Genomic DNA, 16,907 nt, shown 5'->3' on the forward strand with positions numbered 1-16,907 from the left:
GCCGGCGCCGTCGCGGCGGCTGTCTCCGCCGCGGCGCCGAGGGCGCTGACTTTGGCCTTCTGCCACGACCGCCTGGCGGCATGCGGATTCCACCGCTCCGTTCCCCTCACGCCAGAGAGCAGGAGCTCGCCGCCGCGAACGTCGCCGATGAGGCCGACATAATAGGAGCCGTCCTTGAGCACGACGCAGACGGGCTGGCCCCGGTAGGTCTTGGCGCTTTTGCAAGTCTGCGACTTCGGCCGCGATGCCATTGCCGGTCACCTCCTTTTTTCCGCTTGCTGCAGTTTATGCGTACAATAGAAGATAGCTTGTGCATCCAACCATGCCGAGGCTTATTATGCTGCGCGATGGCGTATAACAGGGGGAGCGTAAATGAACGAGAACGAGTATGTAATCGGGCCGCCGGAACTCGCCACCTTCGCGGGAGGCTGCTTCTGGTGCATGGTCAAGCCGTTCGACGAACTGCCCGGCATCATCTCCGTCATCTCCGGCTATACGGGCGGTCATACCGAAGATCCTACCTATGAATCCGTAGGCAGCGAAACGACCGGGCATGCGGAAGCGGTGCAGATCGAGTATCTGCCCGACCTGTTTCCCTATGAACGGCTGCTCGATATTTACTGGCGGCAGATCGACCCCACGGACCGAGGCGGACAGTTCAGCGATCGGGGAAGCTCGTACCGGACGGCGATTTTCTACCACAACGAGAGGCAGCGCACGCTCGCGGAGGCGTCGCGGCGGGCGCTGGAGGCGAGCGGGAGATTCAAGTCGCGGATCGTGACGGAGATCTCTCCCGCAGGTCCGTTCTACCCCGCCGAGGAGGAGCATCAGGATTATTACAAGACGCACGTGCGGCACTACAAACTCTATGCGGAAGGCTCGGGCCGGACGGAATTCCTGAGCTCCGCGTGGAAGACAAAAAGGGACGAGGCGACGCTTAGGCGCATGCTGACGCCCCTCCAGTACGAGGTGACGCAGCGCGGCGAGACCGAACCCGCATACGACAATGCGTACTGGAACTGGTTCGAGCCGGGCATTTACGTCGACGCGGTCACGGGCGATCCGCTGTTCGGCTCGGAGGATAAGTTCGATTCGGGCACGGGATGGCCCAGCTTCACGAAGCCGATCCACGAGGGGCTCATCCGAAGGGAAGCGGACTATCGCGGTGGCGCAGTGCGCACCGCGATCGCTAGCCGACTGGGGAACACGAGGCTCGGTTATCTATTGTACGACGGACCTGGCGACGATAAGCTTCATTATCGCGTCAATTCGGCGGCTCTCCGGTTCGTGCCGTCGGATGGAAGCGGGAGTCAGGCGGGAATAACGATCAAAAAAACGAATTAAGAACAAATGTTCGATTTTTGTATTGTCAAAGGGTCCGATTGCATATAAAATGGAAAAGCAACCGATTCCATAGAATGGAAAGGGCCGAAGAGATGAACGTCCGATATGCAGAGATCGACGAGGCTATCGCCTATATTCACCGGAATCTGGACGAGCCTCTGCCGTTGTCGCGCCTCGCCCGTCACGTCGCATTCAGCTCTTATCACTTCGCGAGGATCTTCAAGGAAAGGATCGGCCTGCCGCCGCTGTACTATGTCTCCTCGCTCCGCCTCCAGCGGGCCAAGGATCTGCTGCTTAACTCGAATCTGACGGTCCGCCAGATCGGGCTCGAGATCGGGCAGCAGAGCCTAGGCACGTTTACGACCCGGTTCACCGAGCGCGTGGGCATGACGCCGGGCGAGTTCCGCCTGGCCGAGCCGCAGGCCGATCGCTACATACGCGCCCTGCGCGAGCTGTCCGACTGGCGCGAGCAGTCGGCCGCGTCCATCGAGGTCGGCGCGCAGGTATCCGGTACGGTGGTCGCCGACGAGCCGTTCGACGGCTTCATCCTGATCGGCCTGTTCAACAAGCCGATACCGGAGGGCTTGCCGACCTACGGCACGCTGCTGCCTTCGCTCGGGAGATTTTCCTTCCGGGGCGTCGCGCCGGGAATCTATTATCTCATGGTGACGTCTGTCGCCTGGGAGATGCAGGCCAAGGACTTCCTGCTGCCGCAGCGGACGCTGCGGTCGAGAACGAGGGTACCGTTGTTCGTCTCTCCGCACGGAGAGATCGAGCCGCTGCAGGTCAAGCTGCATCCGCCGCGCCCGGACGACCCGCCGATATTGATCTCGCTGCCGGTGCTGATGAATCAGTTCCTCAGCCGGATGGGCAAGTAGCATCGGGAAAAGGGAAGCTGGCTCACGAACGGAAGCAGCACGCTTTACAGGCTCGGGCGTCCGACCGGAAAAGACGAAAAAGCTCCGCAGACCTGCGGTGCTTTTTGTTTTTTAGGCGAATGCGCGGGGGCGACTTATCCATGCGCGGGTCCAAGGGGCGCAATAAGATATACGACAAGCGCTATGTCTGCTGAAGCTTCCCTTGGAGAGGAGAATCGGCTTGCCGCCTAAAGTGACCGTCGTCATTCCATTCTATAACGATCCGTACGTGACCGAGGCGATCGACAGCGTCCTTGGCCAGACCTATCGGGATATCGAGATCGTCGTCATCGACGACGGCTCGACGCAGCATGCTGAACGGATTATGCCTGCCTATGCGGGCAGCGTGCGCTATATAGGCAAGGCGAACGGCGGAACGGCTAGCGCATTGAATGCCGGCATTCGCTTGTCCAATGGGGAATATGTCGCCTGGCTCAGCTCCGACGACCGATTCCGCCCCGACAAGATCGCGCGCCAGCTCGCTTATATGATCGAACGCGACGCGAAGATTTGCTGCACGGACTTCGCGGTCATCGACCGGCTGGGCACCGTTGTCGACAGCCGGTATGGTCCGTCGTACGCCGATGGCTGCGAATTGATGCGGCTGCTCGCCGTGACGAATCCGATCAACGGCTGCACGGTCATGATGCGCAGGGACCTCTTCCCGATCGTGGGCGAATTTAATGAAGCGCTGCGGTTCACGCAGGATTACGATTACTGGTCGAGGACCGTGCTGAGCGGCATTCGCATCGATTATCTGGCGGTTCCGCTGACCGAGTACCGGATGCACGGCGAGATGGGCACCGTACGCGACCGTCCGGGTCTGATGCAAGAATACGACAGCCTGCGCGCGTTTTACGGACATCGTATCGCGGCGTTATTCGCGGAGGGAGGTCGATTCGGTTGAGGATTCTGCTCGCCACCTACTGGCTCATCCCCCATGTCGGCGGGGTATGGGCGTTTATGGACCAGATCCGCAAGGCGTTGGAGCGCAGAGGCCACCAAGTAGACCTGCTCGGCCATAGTCCGGACTATACGAGGTATCACATCTTGAACGACGGGCGGGAGTTCGTGAAGGCGGATGTCATGCCCATGATCGAATCCAAGCTAAGCGCGTCCGGCGGCATGCACTATCTGGACGACCCGGTCATCCGCCAATACGAGACGGACCGTTACTGTCTCGAGCTCGCCGCAGCCTACTTCGGTCTTGGCGGGTATGACATCATCCATACGCAGGACGTTTTTTCCGCGCGGTCCCTGTCCCGGGTCAAGCCGAAGCATACGCCTCTCGTCGCGCATATCCACGGCTCGGTCGCAGTCGAGCTGCGGGCTCACTTCCGCGATCACCCGGAGCTGGGCATCGGCGAGCAATCGCCTGCCTGGCGCTATTGCCATGCGATCGAATACTACGGCGCGAACTCAGCGGACATCGCCGTTACGGCCAATCAATGGATGAAAGGCCTGCTGACCCGGGACTTCGACGTGAACCCTTCGCGAGTCGAGGTATTCCCTTACGGCATCGAGATCGAGACCTTCCGCGCCAGGAGCCTGCCGATGACTCCCGTTTGCAAGCCTGTCGGCAAAAAGGTCATCGCATGCTCGGCGAGACTTACGTTCGTCAAAGGGATCGATCTGCTCATAGCGGCGCTGGCCCAGTTAAAGGCGATACGGCAGGATTGGGTCTGCTGGCTGATCGGCGACGGAGAGCTGAGAGCGGACCTCGAACGGCAGGCGCGCGAGCTGGGCCTTCAAGACGAAATCGTATTCTGGGGCTTCAGGCAGGACGCGCCGGCCTTGCTCGCGATGTCGGATATTTTCGTCCACGCCTGCATTCTCGACAATCAGCCCATCTCCGTCATCGAAGCTCAACTCGCCGGCGCGGCCGTCATCGTCTCGGACGCCGGCGGCCTGCCCGAGATGGTCGAACACGGCCGGACCGGCATCGTATTCCCGAGCCGGAACACGGACATGCTGCGCGCCCATATGAACTACCTCCTGGAGCACGAGGCATACCGTCTGCAGCTGGCGGACAGCGCCAGGCAGTGGGCGGCGAGTCATTGGTCCATGGAAGCGATGATGGGCCGGCTTGACGGCGTCTACGCGACGGCCGGCCGTATCGCCAGCGGCGGAGGGAGGGGAGAGATATGAACATCGGCGACCTATACGTACCTGGGGACTTATTCTCGGACTTGTTCGAACCCGTGGCGTCTGGTCCCTCACTGCCCGTGAATTACGCGGTCTGGCAGAAGATCTGCCAACAGGTGCCCGACGGCTACAAGCTTCCCGATCTGCCGGTCGCGACGCTGACGCTGCCGTCCGGGGACGGACGCTAATAAAAAAGAGCCGCGACCCGGTCGGGTCGCGGCTCTTGCACGGCAAGCTCTGTTTTTCGCCAGTCTCCAATTGACAGCTTTACAGCCTTAGAGCGACTCTTTAACCGCAATTCCCGACAGCATTTGATCCCAGAAGTGGTTGTTGCCTCCCCAGATAACGTCCGGGTGTCCCGGCAGCTCGACCGTGCAGACACGCTGGAGCGGCCCATTCGTTTCCGTCAGCGTCCTGGCGTCGGTATGATTGACGAGCAGGATGCGGAAATCGTGCGTCACGAGGTCGGTCAACACGGCTTCAAGCCCGGCCGCCTCCTCCAGAGAGCCTCCGCAGCGCACGAACAGCAGCCTGCGGGCCGTTTGCGACTTTTCGAGCAAGCGCTCCGCGCGCCGATCGTATTTGGTCTTGACGGCGGGGTGATCCTCCAGCAGGTCGGGATGGTTGCGATGAACGAAAAAGTCGTGATTGGAAAAGGCGTTGTACACGGTCTCTTTCACCAGGAGCAGTTTGTCGCTCGCATGCTGCACGTATTGCAGATGGTCGCGGTCCATGAAGCCCGCGAACCGGTTCGTCAGCAAACGGTTCACGTCGGCGAGCGAGGGCGTGCTCATCCAATCCAGCGGCCCCGCGAACGGACGAAGTCCGCAGCGTTCGAGCTGGATGGACGACAAGCACAGCTCTCCCAGACTGAAGATGCCGTCGTAATCTCCCTTGATGTCCGCCAATCGCATAGGTGTCGCCTCCCGGTTAACAGCATGTTTCATTTATATAAATGAATGGCGAGCCGAAAAGGTATGGACGAACTGCGCGGGGCAATCGCCGAATCTCGTCCGCCATACGGATAGCAGCCCTAGCCGAAAAGCCGAGCCGGAATATGGTATAGCATCAAGCGAACAAGAAGGTGAATCCATGTCCGTCTTCAAGTTGGAAGCCGGCGTCTATATGCCGATCGATTCGCGATATGTCGGCATGCTCGAAGTGGACATCGTGAACCGCGCAGCGAAGGAGTTAAACGTTTGGATCCAAATGAAAGGGCCTGGCGGGATTTTCAGCGAGATGCTCGTCAGCGTGCAGGGCGGGGGATCCAGTAAAAGATTGCAGGATATGCATACGAACGAGCAGCCGTTCACGCTGCTGATGATCGCCAATTCGAAGAGCTACGACGAGATCGGCATCACCGTACGAGCCAAGAGAAACGGAGATCTGGTCGCCATATTCACCCAGGATCACTTCGATCGGATCCACTAACGCCAGGGAGGTGCCGAATTCCGTTGAAGCTATTATTCGCGTATTACGTGCCGAGCGGCGGCGTGGAAACGCTCAACAGACAGCGGTGCCGCGCGCTCCGGCGCCATGGGGCTGAAGGACATTGCCTCTACTTCGAGCGCGGCGCAGGGCTGCAGAATAGTGCCGGTCTCCCTGTGACCGTCACCGCAGACGATATTGAGATCAAGCAGCTGCTGGATGCCGGCGGATACGACGCGATCGTCATTACCTCCGATTATCTGTCGCTCAAGAAGTTCCGGATGCTCGGGTACGCAGGCCCGCTTATTCTGGAGATTCAGGGCTTTGGGCCGAAGTCGGTCGCCAGGCAGGAGCTGATGGCCGCCATCCCTTACGTGCAGCGACACGCTTCCGCCTTGCTAACCCCTTTTACGCCGCATATCGACGCGATACTTGACGAGTTCTATCCCGGCGTCCCCAAGTATCGCCTGCATAACTGCTTCGACGCCGATACCTTTGCCTACGAGAGCTCGGGCGCTTCGCCTCACCCGGTCATCGCATGGGTCGGCCGGATCGAGGACAATAAGAACTGGCTGGAATTCCTGCTCATCGGCGCCCGTCTGATCCGGGATTACGACCGCGACATCCGCATGCGGATGTACGAGGACCCGGCGCTGGCCGTACGGGAAGAGCGGGAGCGGATGGAGCAGTGGATCGATCAGCTGGGACTGCGCGAATATATCACATTCTATCCCAACGTGCCCAACGCGGACATGCGCAGGCATCTGTCTTTCATCGGCGATTCGGGGGGCTTCCTGTGCTCCACCTCGAAGGTCGAAGGCGCGCCGTACGCCATCCTCGAGGCCATGAGCTGCCGCTGCCCGGTGCTGACGACAGATTCGGACGGCGTGTCTTCCTCGGTCTATCACGATCGTACGGGCAAATATTACGCGCTGGGCAATATATCGCACGCTTTTGCGGAGGCCATCCAGCTCATGGGCGACCCCGTTCTGCGGGAGTCGATCCGCGCCGCCGCGGCTGCGCACGTCCGAGAGCGATTCGCGCCGGGACGGTATATCGAGGGCTTTCTACAGATGATCCGCGAGTTGAGGTAGCAAGCAGCTCTTAGGGGAAAGGATGAACGCTTATGATCAAATACCAGCACAGCACGGGCGCGGAGCAGGGGAGCTTCCCGCCGTTTCCCGTCGGCGACGAGCTCGTGCTCACGTCCGTCAGCTTGCACGGGATCGGTCCCGACGACATCGTCGTCTTGCGCATCGAGATCGGCTGGGCCAACCCGGGCACCTTCGACATGGGAGAGCTCGAGGTTCTGCTCCGCCGGGACGCGCCGGATGGCGAGGCTGTCGAGTGGTATCTGGAGTCCTGCTTCCTGAGCGCCGTCACCCGCATCGAATACCGCACGACCGGAGGGCTGCCCGATCAGGTCTATTATCTGTGCGTCCGGTCGACGGATCAGCTCGCCGTCATGAATGGGCCTTACCGGCTCGAAGGCAGGGTGGAAGCCCGATAAGTCTCGGCCAGCCCGGAGGCAGCGTCGTAAGCGGGACGCCAGCGGAGCAGCCGGCGAGCCCTGCGGGAGTCGAGGCGGCTGTGACGGATGTCGCCGGCTCTCGCTCCGACGTGCCTGCGCGCGATCGGTTCGCCGCGGCAAGCTTCGAGGAGCCGGAGCAGCTCGTTGACGGAAGTCGCGGCGCCCGTACTCACATTGAACGTATCGTTATCGCCATGGCTTAGGGCGGCAAGGTTGGCGGCGACGATGTCTTTGACATAGACGAAGTCCCGCGTCTGCTCGCCGTCGCCGTGAACGGTGAGCGGTTCGCCCCGCCGGAGGCGGTCCATGAATACGGCCACGACGCCGCCCTCGCCCTTGGGGGTCTGCCTCGGGCCGTACACATTGCCGTACCGGAGAATCGTATAGCCGATGCCGTGCAGCTGGCCATAGATGCGGATGTACTGCTCCGCCGCGTGCTTGGACATGCCGTAAAAGGAGATAGGCGCCGCCGGACACCGCTCGGCAATAATCTCCTTCCCCGGATTGCCGTAGACGGCGGACGTCGATGCGAACACGATCTTCCGCGTGCCGGCCGCCCGGCACGCTTCGAGCATGCTAAGCGTGCCTTCGATGTTGACGCTAGCGTCTTCGCGGGGATCGGCGATCGAGCGCTGAACGTCGGCTTGGGCGGCCAGATGAAAAAGGGCGTCCGGCCTCAGTTCCGCAAGGACGGTCCGCGCGCGCACGGATCGGATATCGGCCTCGTGCAGGATGGCGCCGGGCGGCACGTTGGCGCGATAACCCGACGACAGGTCGTCGACGATATGCACCTCCGCGCCGGACGCGAGCAGCGCCTCGGATAGATGGGAGCCGATGAATCCTGCGCCACCGGTTACGGCTACAATCATGGATGGATGTCCTCCCGCTGATCTCTGGAATAATCCAATGTATGTAGAAGAAAGGGCGGGAGTCACTTCCCGACCCGGGTCCCGTTCTGCGGCTGATCGTCGCGTGCTATAATGGCGATAGTTTGGCTTTGCGGACAGGAGGACCGGCGCATGACGGATCGGCTGCATATTCTGGTCGTCGAGGACGACGACGACATCAACCGCCTGCTCTGCAGCGTGCTTCGCGCGGGGGGCTACGAGCCTCAGCCCGCATTTTCCGGCACGGAGGCGCAGCTCTATCTCGGCCAGCGGGACTGGGCGATGGTGCTCCTGGATCTGATGCTGCCCGGCATGCGGGGGGAAGCGCTGCTCGAGGAGATCGAGACGCGGCATGGCTGCCCCGTCATCGTGATCTCCGCGCAAGGCGAGCGGCAGACCAAGATCTCGGCGCTCAAGACCGGCGCGGACGACTATATCACCAAGCCGTTCGATCTTGAAGAGGTATCCGCACGCATCGACTCGGTGCTGCGCCGGTATCGCCGGCTGCCTCAGCCGCAGGGCCCTAGGCTGCTGCGCCACAAGGACCTGGCGCTCGATCCCGAAGCGAAGACGGCGGCCGTGGGGGAGGTCGCGCTGTCGCTCACCGCTCGCGAATACGATATTCTGGCGCTGCTGCTGGCGTCCCCCAAGAAGCTGTTCTCCAAGGCGAACCTGTTCGAGAGCGTGTGGGGCGAAGAGTATCTCGGCGGCGGGGAGAACGTCGTCAACGTACATATGAGCAATCTGCGCAACAAGCTGGCGAAGGCGAATCCGGACGAAGAATATATCGAGACGATCTGGGGGATGGGCTACCGGATCAAATTTTAAGCTTTTCTTATGAATCGGCTTAATGGCCTCTTATGAATCAGCCTCTACACTGAAGAACAGAAAGAGGAGGCTGAAGGACATGAACGAATACGTGCTGCGAACGCAACAACTGACCAAGCAGTACAAAGGCCAGACCGCGCTCGACCGCGTGGATATGACGATCCGCAAGGGCACGATTTACGGCTTTATCGGACAGAACGGAGCGGGGAAGTCGACGCTGATGAAGCTGGTGACCGGACTCGCGTTCCCCACGGCCGGCTCGATCGAGCTGTTCGGGGCATCCGGCGGCGCCGAGCTCACCCTCGCGCGCAAGCGCATGGGCGTATCCATCGAGAGTCCGGCACTGTATCCGCAGCTTACGGCCGCCGAGAACCTGGAGGCGCACCGTCTGCAGCAGGGCATCCCGGGCAAAGACAGCCTGAAGCGCACGCTGGAGCTGATCGGTCTATCGGGTACAGGCCGGAAAAAGGCGAAAAATTTTTCCCTTGGCATGAAGCAGCGATTGGCGCTTGGCGTGGCGCTCCTCGGATCGCCTGAATTTCTCATTCTGGATGAGCCGACGAACGGCCTCGATCCGATGGGCGTCGTGGAGATGCGGGAGCTGTTGACGCGACTCAACCGGGAGCAGGGGATTACCATCCTGATCTCCAGCCACATCTTAAGCGAGCTCCATCTGCTCGCCACGCATTACGGCATCATTCACCGGGGCAAGCTGCTGGAGCAGCTGACGAGCAGGGAGCTTCAGGAGAAATGCAGGCAGTTCATCCATATCAAGGTCGACCAGCCGGAGCGCGCGGCGGCCGTCCTCGAGCGGGAGCTCGCGACGACGGAGTTCGAGGTGACGGCGGACGGCGCGATCCGCTTGTACGCGCACCTGGACCGTCCGGCCGCCGTCTCCTCGGCGCTGGTGTCTGGCGGGCTGGCGCTGGAGCAGTTCATGCCGATGGGCGAGGACCTCGAGAGCTACTTCGCTTCGCGAATCGGAGGCGGCGCCCATGCTTAATCTATTGCGCTCCGAATGGTACAAGCTGCTCCGTAACCGCTCCTTTTGGCTGCTGCTGTCCCTCTTGTTCGTATCCGCCGCGGCTTACGTGCTGCTGAATTACTTCGACGACCCGGGCGACGGCGGCGCGCTCGACGTTACGACCGGCATCGACCTGTTGACGGCGGCCATGGGCGGCAACAATTATATTATCAAGATCGGGCTAAGCGTTCTCGGCGGGTTTTACATTTCGAGCGAATACGCCACCGGCACGATCAAGCGGGCGGTCGCTTCCGGCTATGGGCGCAGTAAATATATGACGGCCAAGCTGCTCGTGTTTATTGCCGGCTCCATGCTGGCGGCGCTCGTTTTTCCGGTCGTCAACCTGACGCTGGGCTCGGCGCTGTTCGGCCTGGGCGATCTGGCCGGCATATCGGAATCGGCATATATTCTAAAATCGATCGCCATGACGCTGACGCTCTCCGCTGCGTTTGCCGCCGTGACCGGCGCGACCGCGACGCTGCTTACGGACAGCGGCAAGACGATCGGCTTCGCGTTCGTGTTCTACTTTTTCGCGGACGGTCTATACGCGATGGCCGGCAAGTTCCTGCCCTTTGCGGACACCTTATATGCGTATTCTATATTTAATCTGATTAATCATTATAGCGATCCCAGCATGAGCAGCGCGGCCTTCGCGCAGTCCGTCTATATTCCGCTGCTGGTCGCAGCCGCCTTCGTGGCGATCGGGATCGCGATCTTCAGGCGCAAAGAAATCAAGTAGAAGAGGAGGAGCGAATATGCAGATCGCCGTCGCGATCGCCGCCGCTGCCGCCGTCGCGGCGGCGTTCTGCTTGTTTAGGCTCGCGCTCGCGAAGCGCGAGATCCGCAGCTTCGCCCGTCAGCTTCGCCGGTACAACGACGGCGAAGCGTCCGGCCGGGTCGCGATCGGCTTGCCAGATCGCGACCTCGAGGCGCTGGCGGCCGAGATCAACCGGCACACCGGCCTGATCGTGACCGCGAACGCGGAGCGGAGGCGCACGGAGGAGGAGCTGCGCCAGGCGGTCGCCAATATCTCGCACGATCTGCGTACGCCGCTGACGTCCATTTTCGGCTATATTCAAATGCTCGATTCGCAAGGGCTGTCCGAGGACGAGCGCCGGGAAGCCATCGCGGTCATTCGCAAGCGGACGCTGCGCCTTCAATCGTTGCTCAACGACTTTTACGAGCTGGCCATGATCGATTCGCCGGATTATGCCCTGAAGCCAACGAAGCTGAGGCTCGACAAGCTGCTGCCGGAGATACTGATGGGCTTCTACGATCAAATGAAGGACAACGGATTGGAGCCTTCGTTCGCGCTGGACGAGGATCGCGCGGAGATCTGGGCCGACGAATCGGCCGTCCGCAGAGTCGTCGAGAATCTCGTCGTCAACGCGCTGCGTCATGCCCGCGGCAAGCTCGTCGTCCGGCTGGCCGTTGACCGGGAATCGGCGGCTTTTTCGCTCGCGAATGAAGCTTCTCATCTGCGAGGCACCGATCCGGAGCTTTTGTTCAACCGTTTCTATATGGCCGACGTATCCCGATCCGGATTGAGCTCCGGCCTGGGATTGTCGATCTCGCGGGGGCTGATGACGAAGATGGGCGGCAGTCTGAAGGCCGAGATGAGGGAAGACGCATTGTGGCTGATTTGCGTATGGAATCGGCATGCTTAATTGAAATCATTGGCGTCCTTCGATCCGGTATGGATTGTCCGCTTGTTGCAAACAGTATTCGAGGACAACAACCTTGAGTGCGGTTAAGGACGAGACAATCGACGATGAGGAGAAGGGTGCCGAACATGAAGCAAGGGAAAAGCAAAAAACAGACGGCGGCACTCCTGGCGCTTTCTTCAATCCCGCTTATCATGACATTGGGCAATTCGATGCTCATCCCCGTACTCCCCGAGATCGAGCGGGCGCTGAGCATCACCTCGCTTAAGTCGAGTTTAATCATTACCGTATATTCGGTTATGGCGATAATCCTGATCCCCGTGGCCGGATATTTATCGGATCGAATCGGCCGAAAAGCGGTTATTATACCCAGCTTGATTCTGGCGGCCGCGGGAGGCGTGATCTGCGTATGGGCGGCGAGCCAGAACAGCTACGGACTGCTGTTGACGGGACGGGCGGTTCAAGGGGTCGGCGCGGCCGGCGCGATGCCGATCGTGATCCCGCTCGTCGGCGACATGTTCAAAAGCGAGAAGGAGGTCAGTTCCGGACTCGGTCTGATCGAAACCTTCAACACGTTCGGCAAAGTGCTTAGCCCTATACTGGGTTCCGCGCTGGCGTTGATCGCTTGGCAAACGCCATTCTGGGCGATCCCGGTATTGTGCGGGATATCCATCGTACTCGTACTGTGGCTCGTCAGATCCCCGCGCAAAAAGAAGGATGAAAAGCCGCCGTCGCCAAAAGCATTCCTGCAAAGCGTCTGGAAGCTTTACAAGCAAAAAGCGCGATGGCTGACCGCGTTGTTTATCGTGATCTGCTTCACCATGTTCATCCTTTTCGGATTGCTGTTCTATCTGTCCGAGACGCTCGAGAAGCAGCACCACATGAAAGGCATTATCAAAGGCTTGGTGCTTGCCATCCCGCTTGCCGTGCTCTGCGCCGCTTCTTTTGCGGCCGGGAAATGGCTCGGCGGACGCAAAAAAGTGATGAAATGGGCGGTTACGATCGGATTTTTCGTGACGGCGGCCGCAGTCGCTTGTTGTCTTTTTTGGGATCATACGCCTGGCCGCATTTTCCTATTTAGCGTAGCGGGTCTTGGCATCGGAGCTGCTTTGCCGTGTCTGGACGACTTCATTACAGAAGGCATCGAGATGGAGGAGCGCGGATCGATCTGCTCGTTTTACAGCAGCATGCGATTCGTCGGCGTAGCCGCGGGACCGCCTGCGGCCTCCTTGCTCATGGGGCATTCCACCTCCCTGTTTTTCTGGGTGATGCTGGTATGTTCCGCTGCTGCGTCTCTGCTTACCTTGTTCTTGATCCGGCCCGACGAATCGAAAACGGCGAAACCGGCTTGAACGCACGACCGCGGTGGCAAGGACACACGAACATCGGAGGCCGCATGGCCTCTGGTTTGCGTTTGCGGAGGCTCGAAAGCGGGTAAAGGATGTCCTGCTTTATCGAACGGCATGCCGGAAGGAGAACTGGAACGATGTCGCATTCGCCTTTTGACGGCCGCGCCACTCTCGAACCGGAAGAGTGGGATTGGCGCACGCTTACGAGCGACAGTGAACTTCAGCCCGCCGTCGCGCGAACGCTCCGGCAGATCGCATCCGACGATCGCAGAGCGGACGCCGGAGAGCTGCGGTGGCTGCTGAACGGCATACGTCGTGAGCTGGATTTTTACCGGAAGATTTATCCCGATGCGCCTTTCGAGCAGGAACTCGCTGCAGCGTTCTCTCGTCAGCTGGAATCGCTCGATCTACGCGCATCCGCTTTCGTCGACGACCCGGGCGCATGTGCCTGGGACGCTTATTTGACGCTCAAATACGAAGTCCGGAAGCTGTATAAACAGCTGGGAGGCATCGTATCGGGCAGCGACTGGCAAACGCCCGCCAAACAATTGCATGCGGGCGAGCAAGTCACTGCGGACGAGTCGGGCTATGCGCAGGAGGAAGAAGGCACCTACCAGCGCTGCTATGGGAGCGAAGCGGTCAAACGGTACGAAGACGAGGCTATGGATGCGTTCTACGCGATGCCTGCGCATATTCGTGAACGCAGCGCGATCTATTTGACCGGCTCGGGCATGAAGGCGCTGGAGCTCGCGCTCGCGGCATACAAAACGTTTGCGGGAGAGGACTTGCCTTGTTACGTTCAGGCAGGGTTTTATGGCGAGGGCGAGAGTCTCTCCAAGACGTTGCTAAGTAACGTAAAGCGGGCGAGCCCGGATGAAATGTACAAGCTGCTGAGGGAAGGGCAACCGGTCGGGTGCCTGATCGTCGATCCGGGACAGTGCTGGCCGATCCGGCAGCCGGTGGATCTTGGCGCCTTGTTTGAAGCGCTGAAGCTGCACGAGCAACGGCAGCCTTTGTACGTTATCGTGGATAGAACGTTGACAAGCGTCGCTAATCCGATATTCGAGCGTTATGCGGATAGACTCCCGGCGCATGTCGTTCTCGTCTGCGTGGAAAGCGGGATCAAATACCTGCAGTACGGCTTTGACCTTGTAAACGTCGGTTACCTGGTGGCCTGCGGGCATGCGTTGGCGGAAGAGACGCACAGGGAGCGCTGGGTGGAGCTGCTGTCGATTCTGGACGCCGGGGCGAGTCCGCTGGACGTGCGGCAGCTGCCGGAACCCGACCGTTCGACGATCATAACGAGGCTGTCCCGCCTGAACCGGAACGCGCATTGGATGGACGCCTATCTCCAATATTTGAGGAGACAGGGGGACATCTTAGGGTACGACCGGTCGGTAGATCCGTCGGATGCCTACATACTCGAGGGGCGTACTTGGATCGGCAGCGTTTTCTACGTCCGGCTGCATGGCGACTTGTCCGAGCAGGAATACCAGGAACGTATCGATGCATGCGTGAGCGCCTCGCCGCCCGAGATGCATTTGATCTCCGGGGGCAGCTTCGGCTTCGATTCGCTTCGGCTCAACGCGGTCCATGGAGAAGCGCCGGAAGAGAACGCGTTGCGTCTCTCGGTAGGCAGGGCGCCGTTGGACCAGTTGCTCGCGACGTTCCAAGTGCTTGCCCGGCTTCTTCTGCACCGTTCGTCGAGCCGCGAATAAAAGTTGAACCAGAGCGGACAATAATAAAATCGGCTTCTGACCGTATGCATCGTTCCTTGGCGACTCGCCGCACGGGATGTCCGTGCTTGACAATCGGATACCGTCCTATCAGAATATTGCCTATCAGGCTTTTAATTCGATATAAGGCAGGTACGAAGCATGGGACGCAAATGGAACAATATTAAGGAAAAGAAAGCCTCCAAGGATGCGAATACAAGTCGCGTGTACGCCAAGTTCGGGGTCGAGATCTACGTAGCCGCCAAAAAAGGCGAGCCCGATCCGGAAGCGAACCGCGCGCTGAAGGTCGTATTGGAACGGGCCAAGACATACAACGTACCGCGCGCGATCATCGACAGAGCGCTCGACAAGGCGAAGGGATCTTCCGAAGAGAGCTATTCCGAGCTGCGTTACGAAGGCTTCGGACCGAGCGGCTCGATGGTGATCGTCGACGCGCTCACCAACAACGTCAACCGCACCGCATCGGCCGTCCGCGCGGCATTCAGCAAGAATGGCGGCAACATGGGGGTCAACGGTTCCGTCGCCTACATGTTCGACGCTTCGGCCGTCATCGGCGTTAACGGACAGACCGCCGACGAGGTCATCGACCTCATGCTCGAAGCGGACGTCGACGTCCGCGATGTCGTCGAGGAAGAAGACACGGTCATCGTCTACGCCGATCCCGAGCAGTTCCATGCGGTGCAGGAGGCCTTCAAGCAAGCGGGCATCTCCGAGTTCGCGGTGGCGGAACTCTCGATGATTCCTCAGAACTACGTCTCGCTGACCGAGGATGCCCAAGCCCAATTCGAGAAAATGCTCGACGCGATCGAAGACCTCGAAGACGTACAGCAGGTCTATCACAACGTCGATTCCGAAGAATAATACCGTTCTCCGCCCAACAGCCCGCGATAGCGGGCTTTTTTGTTGGAAATCATACGAAGCGAAGGACATATGTCCTACCCGACATGAGCGATTTTCGATTTTAATAGAAAAGGAATCGCGGTAAAAAATATTCATAAAGGTGGAAGACGATGAAAGGCATCATGTTCGCTCTGACGGCGGGGGCCGGGATTGCGCTGCAAGGAATCGCGAATGCACGGATCGGGCAGGGGATCGGTACATGGCAGGCTGCATCGATGACGCAGTTGACCGGATTCGTGACGTCCCTAGCCATATTGTTGATCTTAGGCCGCGGGGGATGGCGGAGATTGGGGGAAGTCAAGCCGGTCTATCGGGCGGGCGGCGCTTTGGCTGCATTGATTATATCGGCTAACATGGCGGCGATCGGGGCGATCGGCGCGACGGTGACCGTAGCGGTCGTATTGATCGCCCAATTGATGTTTACGTTTGCCGTCGATTTATTCGGATGGTTTAGCGTCGCAGGTACGCGGATCGGTTGGACGCAGATCGCCGGCATCGGCGTTATGGTAGCGGGCATTCTGATCCTCAGCCTCTAGAGCGCGCATTGCAAGAATAGGTATGGGGGGACGATTAGATGTTAATGGGGATCACGCTCGCTTTTTTATCGGGCGTACTTGTGGGCTTGCAGAACATTTTCAATAGCAAGCTCGGAGAGCGGACGAATATTTGGATCACGACGACGCTAGTGCTGGGCATGGGCTTTGCGGCTTCGTTTACCATCGGGCTAGTCGTTGAAGGCGGCGATCTGTTTGTGCTCAAAGGAATGCAAACCTGGTATGGGTTCAGCGGCATCATCGGCGTCGTCGTCGTGGTCAGTATGGTACAGGGCATTCAACGGCTCGGCCCGACGTTTGCCGTGTCCGTCATGATGGTGTCTCAACTTGGCTTTGCGCTGCTGTTCGATACGCTGGGGTGGCTGGGTCTGGCGCAAATTCCGATATCGCCGTCCCGCGTCGTAGGATTGCTGGTGGTCGCCGCAGGCATTGCGATATTTAAAACGGACCCTGGCAGGCTGCGCGGTCTGAAGCTGCGAGGCGCTAAACAGGGAATCACTAACAAATAACGGCAACGATTTCTAAACCTTGGCCGATTGTGATAGACTCCTATAGAGGATAGGCGCGGCGTCCATCGGACATCGCGTCATTAGGAGTGTC

19 protein-coding genes and 1 pseudogene are annotated in these 16,907 nt (G+C 59.7%); 17 read left to right on the top strand and 3 right to left on the bottom strand.

Annotated features, from left to right (window positions below; genetic code table 11):
- Positions 1-251: pseudogene (locus PQG80_RS03715) on the bottom strand (hypothetical protein); the annotation flags it as partial.
- Between the two features lie 121 nt (positions 252-372).
- Between PQG80_RS03715 and msrA the strand changes: the two are divergent.
- The 5 genes from msrA (at position 373) to PQG80_RS03740 (ending at position 4,594) form a co-directional block, all read left to right on the top strand.
- A complete protein-coding gene (gene msrA / locus PQG80_RS03720) occupies positions 373-1,344 on the top strand; it encodes a peptide-methionine (S)-S-oxide reductase MsrA (RefSeq protein ID WP_271749775.1) in 972 nt (323 codons plus the stop codon).
- A 92-nt stretch (positions 1,345-1,436) separates the two neighbouring features.
- Positions 1,437-2,222, top strand: coding sequence for a helix-turn-helix domain-containing protein (locus PQG80_RS03725; RefSeq protein WP_271749776.1), 786 nt, complete (start codon positions 1,437-1,439; stop codon positions 2,220-2,222).
- A gap of 220 nt (positions 2,223-2,442) precedes the next feature.
- A complete protein-coding gene (locus PQG80_RS03730) occupies positions 2,443-3,168 on the top strand; it encodes a glycosyltransferase (protein WP_271749777.1) in 726 nt (241 codons plus the stop codon).
- Positions 3,165-4,409 carry a glycosyltransferase family 4 protein gene (locus PQG80_RS03735; RefSeq protein ID WP_271749778.1) on the top strand — a complete coding sequence of 415 codons (1,245 nt, stop codon included), beginning with the start codon at positions 3,165-3,167 and terminating at the stop codon, positions 4,407-4,409. The genes PQG80_RS03730 and PQG80_RS03735 overlap by 4 nt, the downstream gene beginning before the upstream one ends.
- The gene (locus PQG80_RS03740; RefSeq protein ID WP_271749779.1) at positions 4,406-4,594 is read left to right on the top strand and encodes a hypothetical protein; all 189 of its coding nucleotides are present in this window, start codon (positions 4,406-4,408) and stop codon (positions 4,592-4,594) included. Before PQG80_RS03735 ends, PQG80_RS03740 begins: the two co-directional genes overlap by 4 nt.
- An 87-nt stretch (positions 4,595-4,681) precedes the next feature.
- On the opposite strand, the gene PQG80_RS03745 is transcribed toward PQG80_RS03740, so the two are convergent.
- On the bottom strand, positions 4,682-5,320 hold the full coding sequence (locus PQG80_RS03745; RefSeq protein WP_271749780.1) for a DUF1796 family putative cysteine peptidase: 639 nt from the start codon (positions 5,318-5,320) through the stop codon (positions 4,682-4,684).
- A 178-nt stretch (positions 5,321-5,498) separates the two neighbouring features.
- Between PQG80_RS03745 and PQG80_RS03750 the strand changes: the two genes are divergently transcribed.
- From PQG80_RS03750 to PQG80_RS03760, 3 genes are read left to right on the top strand one after another with little or no spacing between them, the layout of a single operon-like run.
- Entirely contained in the window at positions 5,499-5,837 is a 339-nt protein-coding gene (locus tag PQG80_RS03750) for a hypothetical protein (RefSeq protein ID WP_271749781.1), read from the top strand.
- Between the two features lie 23 nt (positions 5,838-5,860).
- A complete protein-coding gene (locus tag PQG80_RS03755) occupies positions 5,861-6,928 on the top strand; it encodes a glycosyltransferase family 4 protein (RefSeq protein WP_271749782.1) in 1,068 nt (355 codons plus the stop codon).
- A 32-nt stretch (positions 6,929-6,960) separates the two neighbouring features.
- Complete coding sequence (locus PQG80_RS03760; RefSeq protein ID WP_271749783.1) at positions 6,961-7,344, top strand: hypothetical protein; 384 nt, start codon at positions 6,961-6,963, stop codon at positions 7,342-7,344.
- Here the strand turns inward: PQG80_RS03760 and PQG80_RS03765 are convergent.
- A complete protein-coding gene (locus PQG80_RS03765) occupies positions 7,311-8,234 on the bottom strand; it encodes an NAD-dependent epimerase/dehydratase family protein (RefSeq protein ID WP_271749784.1) in 924 nt (307 codons plus the stop codon). The genes PQG80_RS03760 and PQG80_RS03765 overlap by 34 nt on opposite strands.
- 150 nt (positions 8,235-8,384) lie before the next feature.
- Here PQG80_RS03765 and PQG80_RS03770 point away from each other — a divergent pair, with 150 nt between their 5' ends.
- The 9 genes from PQG80_RS03770 (at position 8,385) to PQG80_RS03810 (ending at position 16,816) form a co-directional block, all read left to right on the top strand.
- Positions 8,385-9,080, top strand: a complete 696-nt coding sequence (locus PQG80_RS03770; RefSeq protein WP_271749785.1) for a response regulator transcription factor — start codon at positions 8,385-8,387, stop codon at positions 9,078-9,080.
- A 79-nt stretch (positions 9,081-9,159) separates the two neighbouring features.
- Entirely contained in the window at positions 9,160-10,083 is a 924-nt protein-coding gene (locus PQG80_RS03775; protein WP_271749786.1) for an ATP-binding cassette domain-containing protein, read from the top strand.
- On the top strand, positions 10,076-10,843 hold the full coding sequence (locus tag PQG80_RS03780) for an ABC transporter permease (protein ID WP_271749787.1): 768 nt from the start codon (positions 10,076-10,078) through the stop codon (positions 10,841-10,843). The genes PQG80_RS03775 and PQG80_RS03780 overlap by 8 nt, the downstream gene beginning before the upstream one ends.
- A gap of 16 nt (positions 10,844-10,859) precedes the next feature.
- Positions 10,860-11,771, top strand: a complete 912-nt coding sequence (locus tag PQG80_RS03785) for a sensor histidine kinase (RefSeq protein WP_271749788.1) — start codon at positions 10,860-10,862, stop codon at positions 11,769-11,771.
- A 125-nt stretch (positions 11,772-11,896) separates the two neighbouring features.
- Positions 11,897-13,120, top strand: coding sequence for an MFS transporter (locus PQG80_RS03790; RefSeq protein WP_271749789.1), 1,224 nt, complete (start codon positions 11,897-11,899; stop codon positions 13,118-13,120).
- Positions 13,121-13,254: 134 nt separating this feature from the next.
- On the top strand, positions 13,255-14,835 hold the full coding sequence (locus PQG80_RS03795) for a hypothetical protein (RefSeq protein ID WP_271749790.1): 1,581 nt from the start codon (positions 13,255-13,257) through the stop codon (positions 14,833-14,835).
- A 159-nt stretch (positions 14,836-14,994) separates the two neighbouring features.
- Positions 14,995-15,714, top strand: coding sequence for a YebC/PmpR family DNA-binding transcriptional regulator (locus PQG80_RS03800; protein WP_271749791.1), 720 nt, complete (start codon positions 14,995-14,997; stop codon positions 15,712-15,714).
- Between the two features lie 149 nt (positions 15,715-15,863).
- On the top strand, positions 15,864-16,289 hold the full coding sequence (locus PQG80_RS03805; protein WP_271749792.1) for a DMT family transporter: 426 nt from the start codon (positions 15,864-15,866) through the stop codon (positions 16,287-16,289).
- A gap of 38 nt (positions 16,290-16,327) precedes the next feature.
- Positions 16,328-16,816, top strand: a complete 489-nt coding sequence (locus PQG80_RS03810; protein ID WP_271749793.1) for a DMT family transporter — start codon at positions 16,328-16,330, stop codon at positions 16,814-16,816.
- The last annotated feature ends 91 nt before the right edge of the window (positions 16,817-16,907 follow it).

This window comes from Cohnella rhizoplanae (genome assembly GCF_948329515.1).
In the GTDB taxonomy this organism is placed as follows: domain Bacteria; phylum Bacillota; class Bacilli; order Paenibacillales; family Paenibacillaceae; genus Cohnella; species Cohnella rhizoplanae.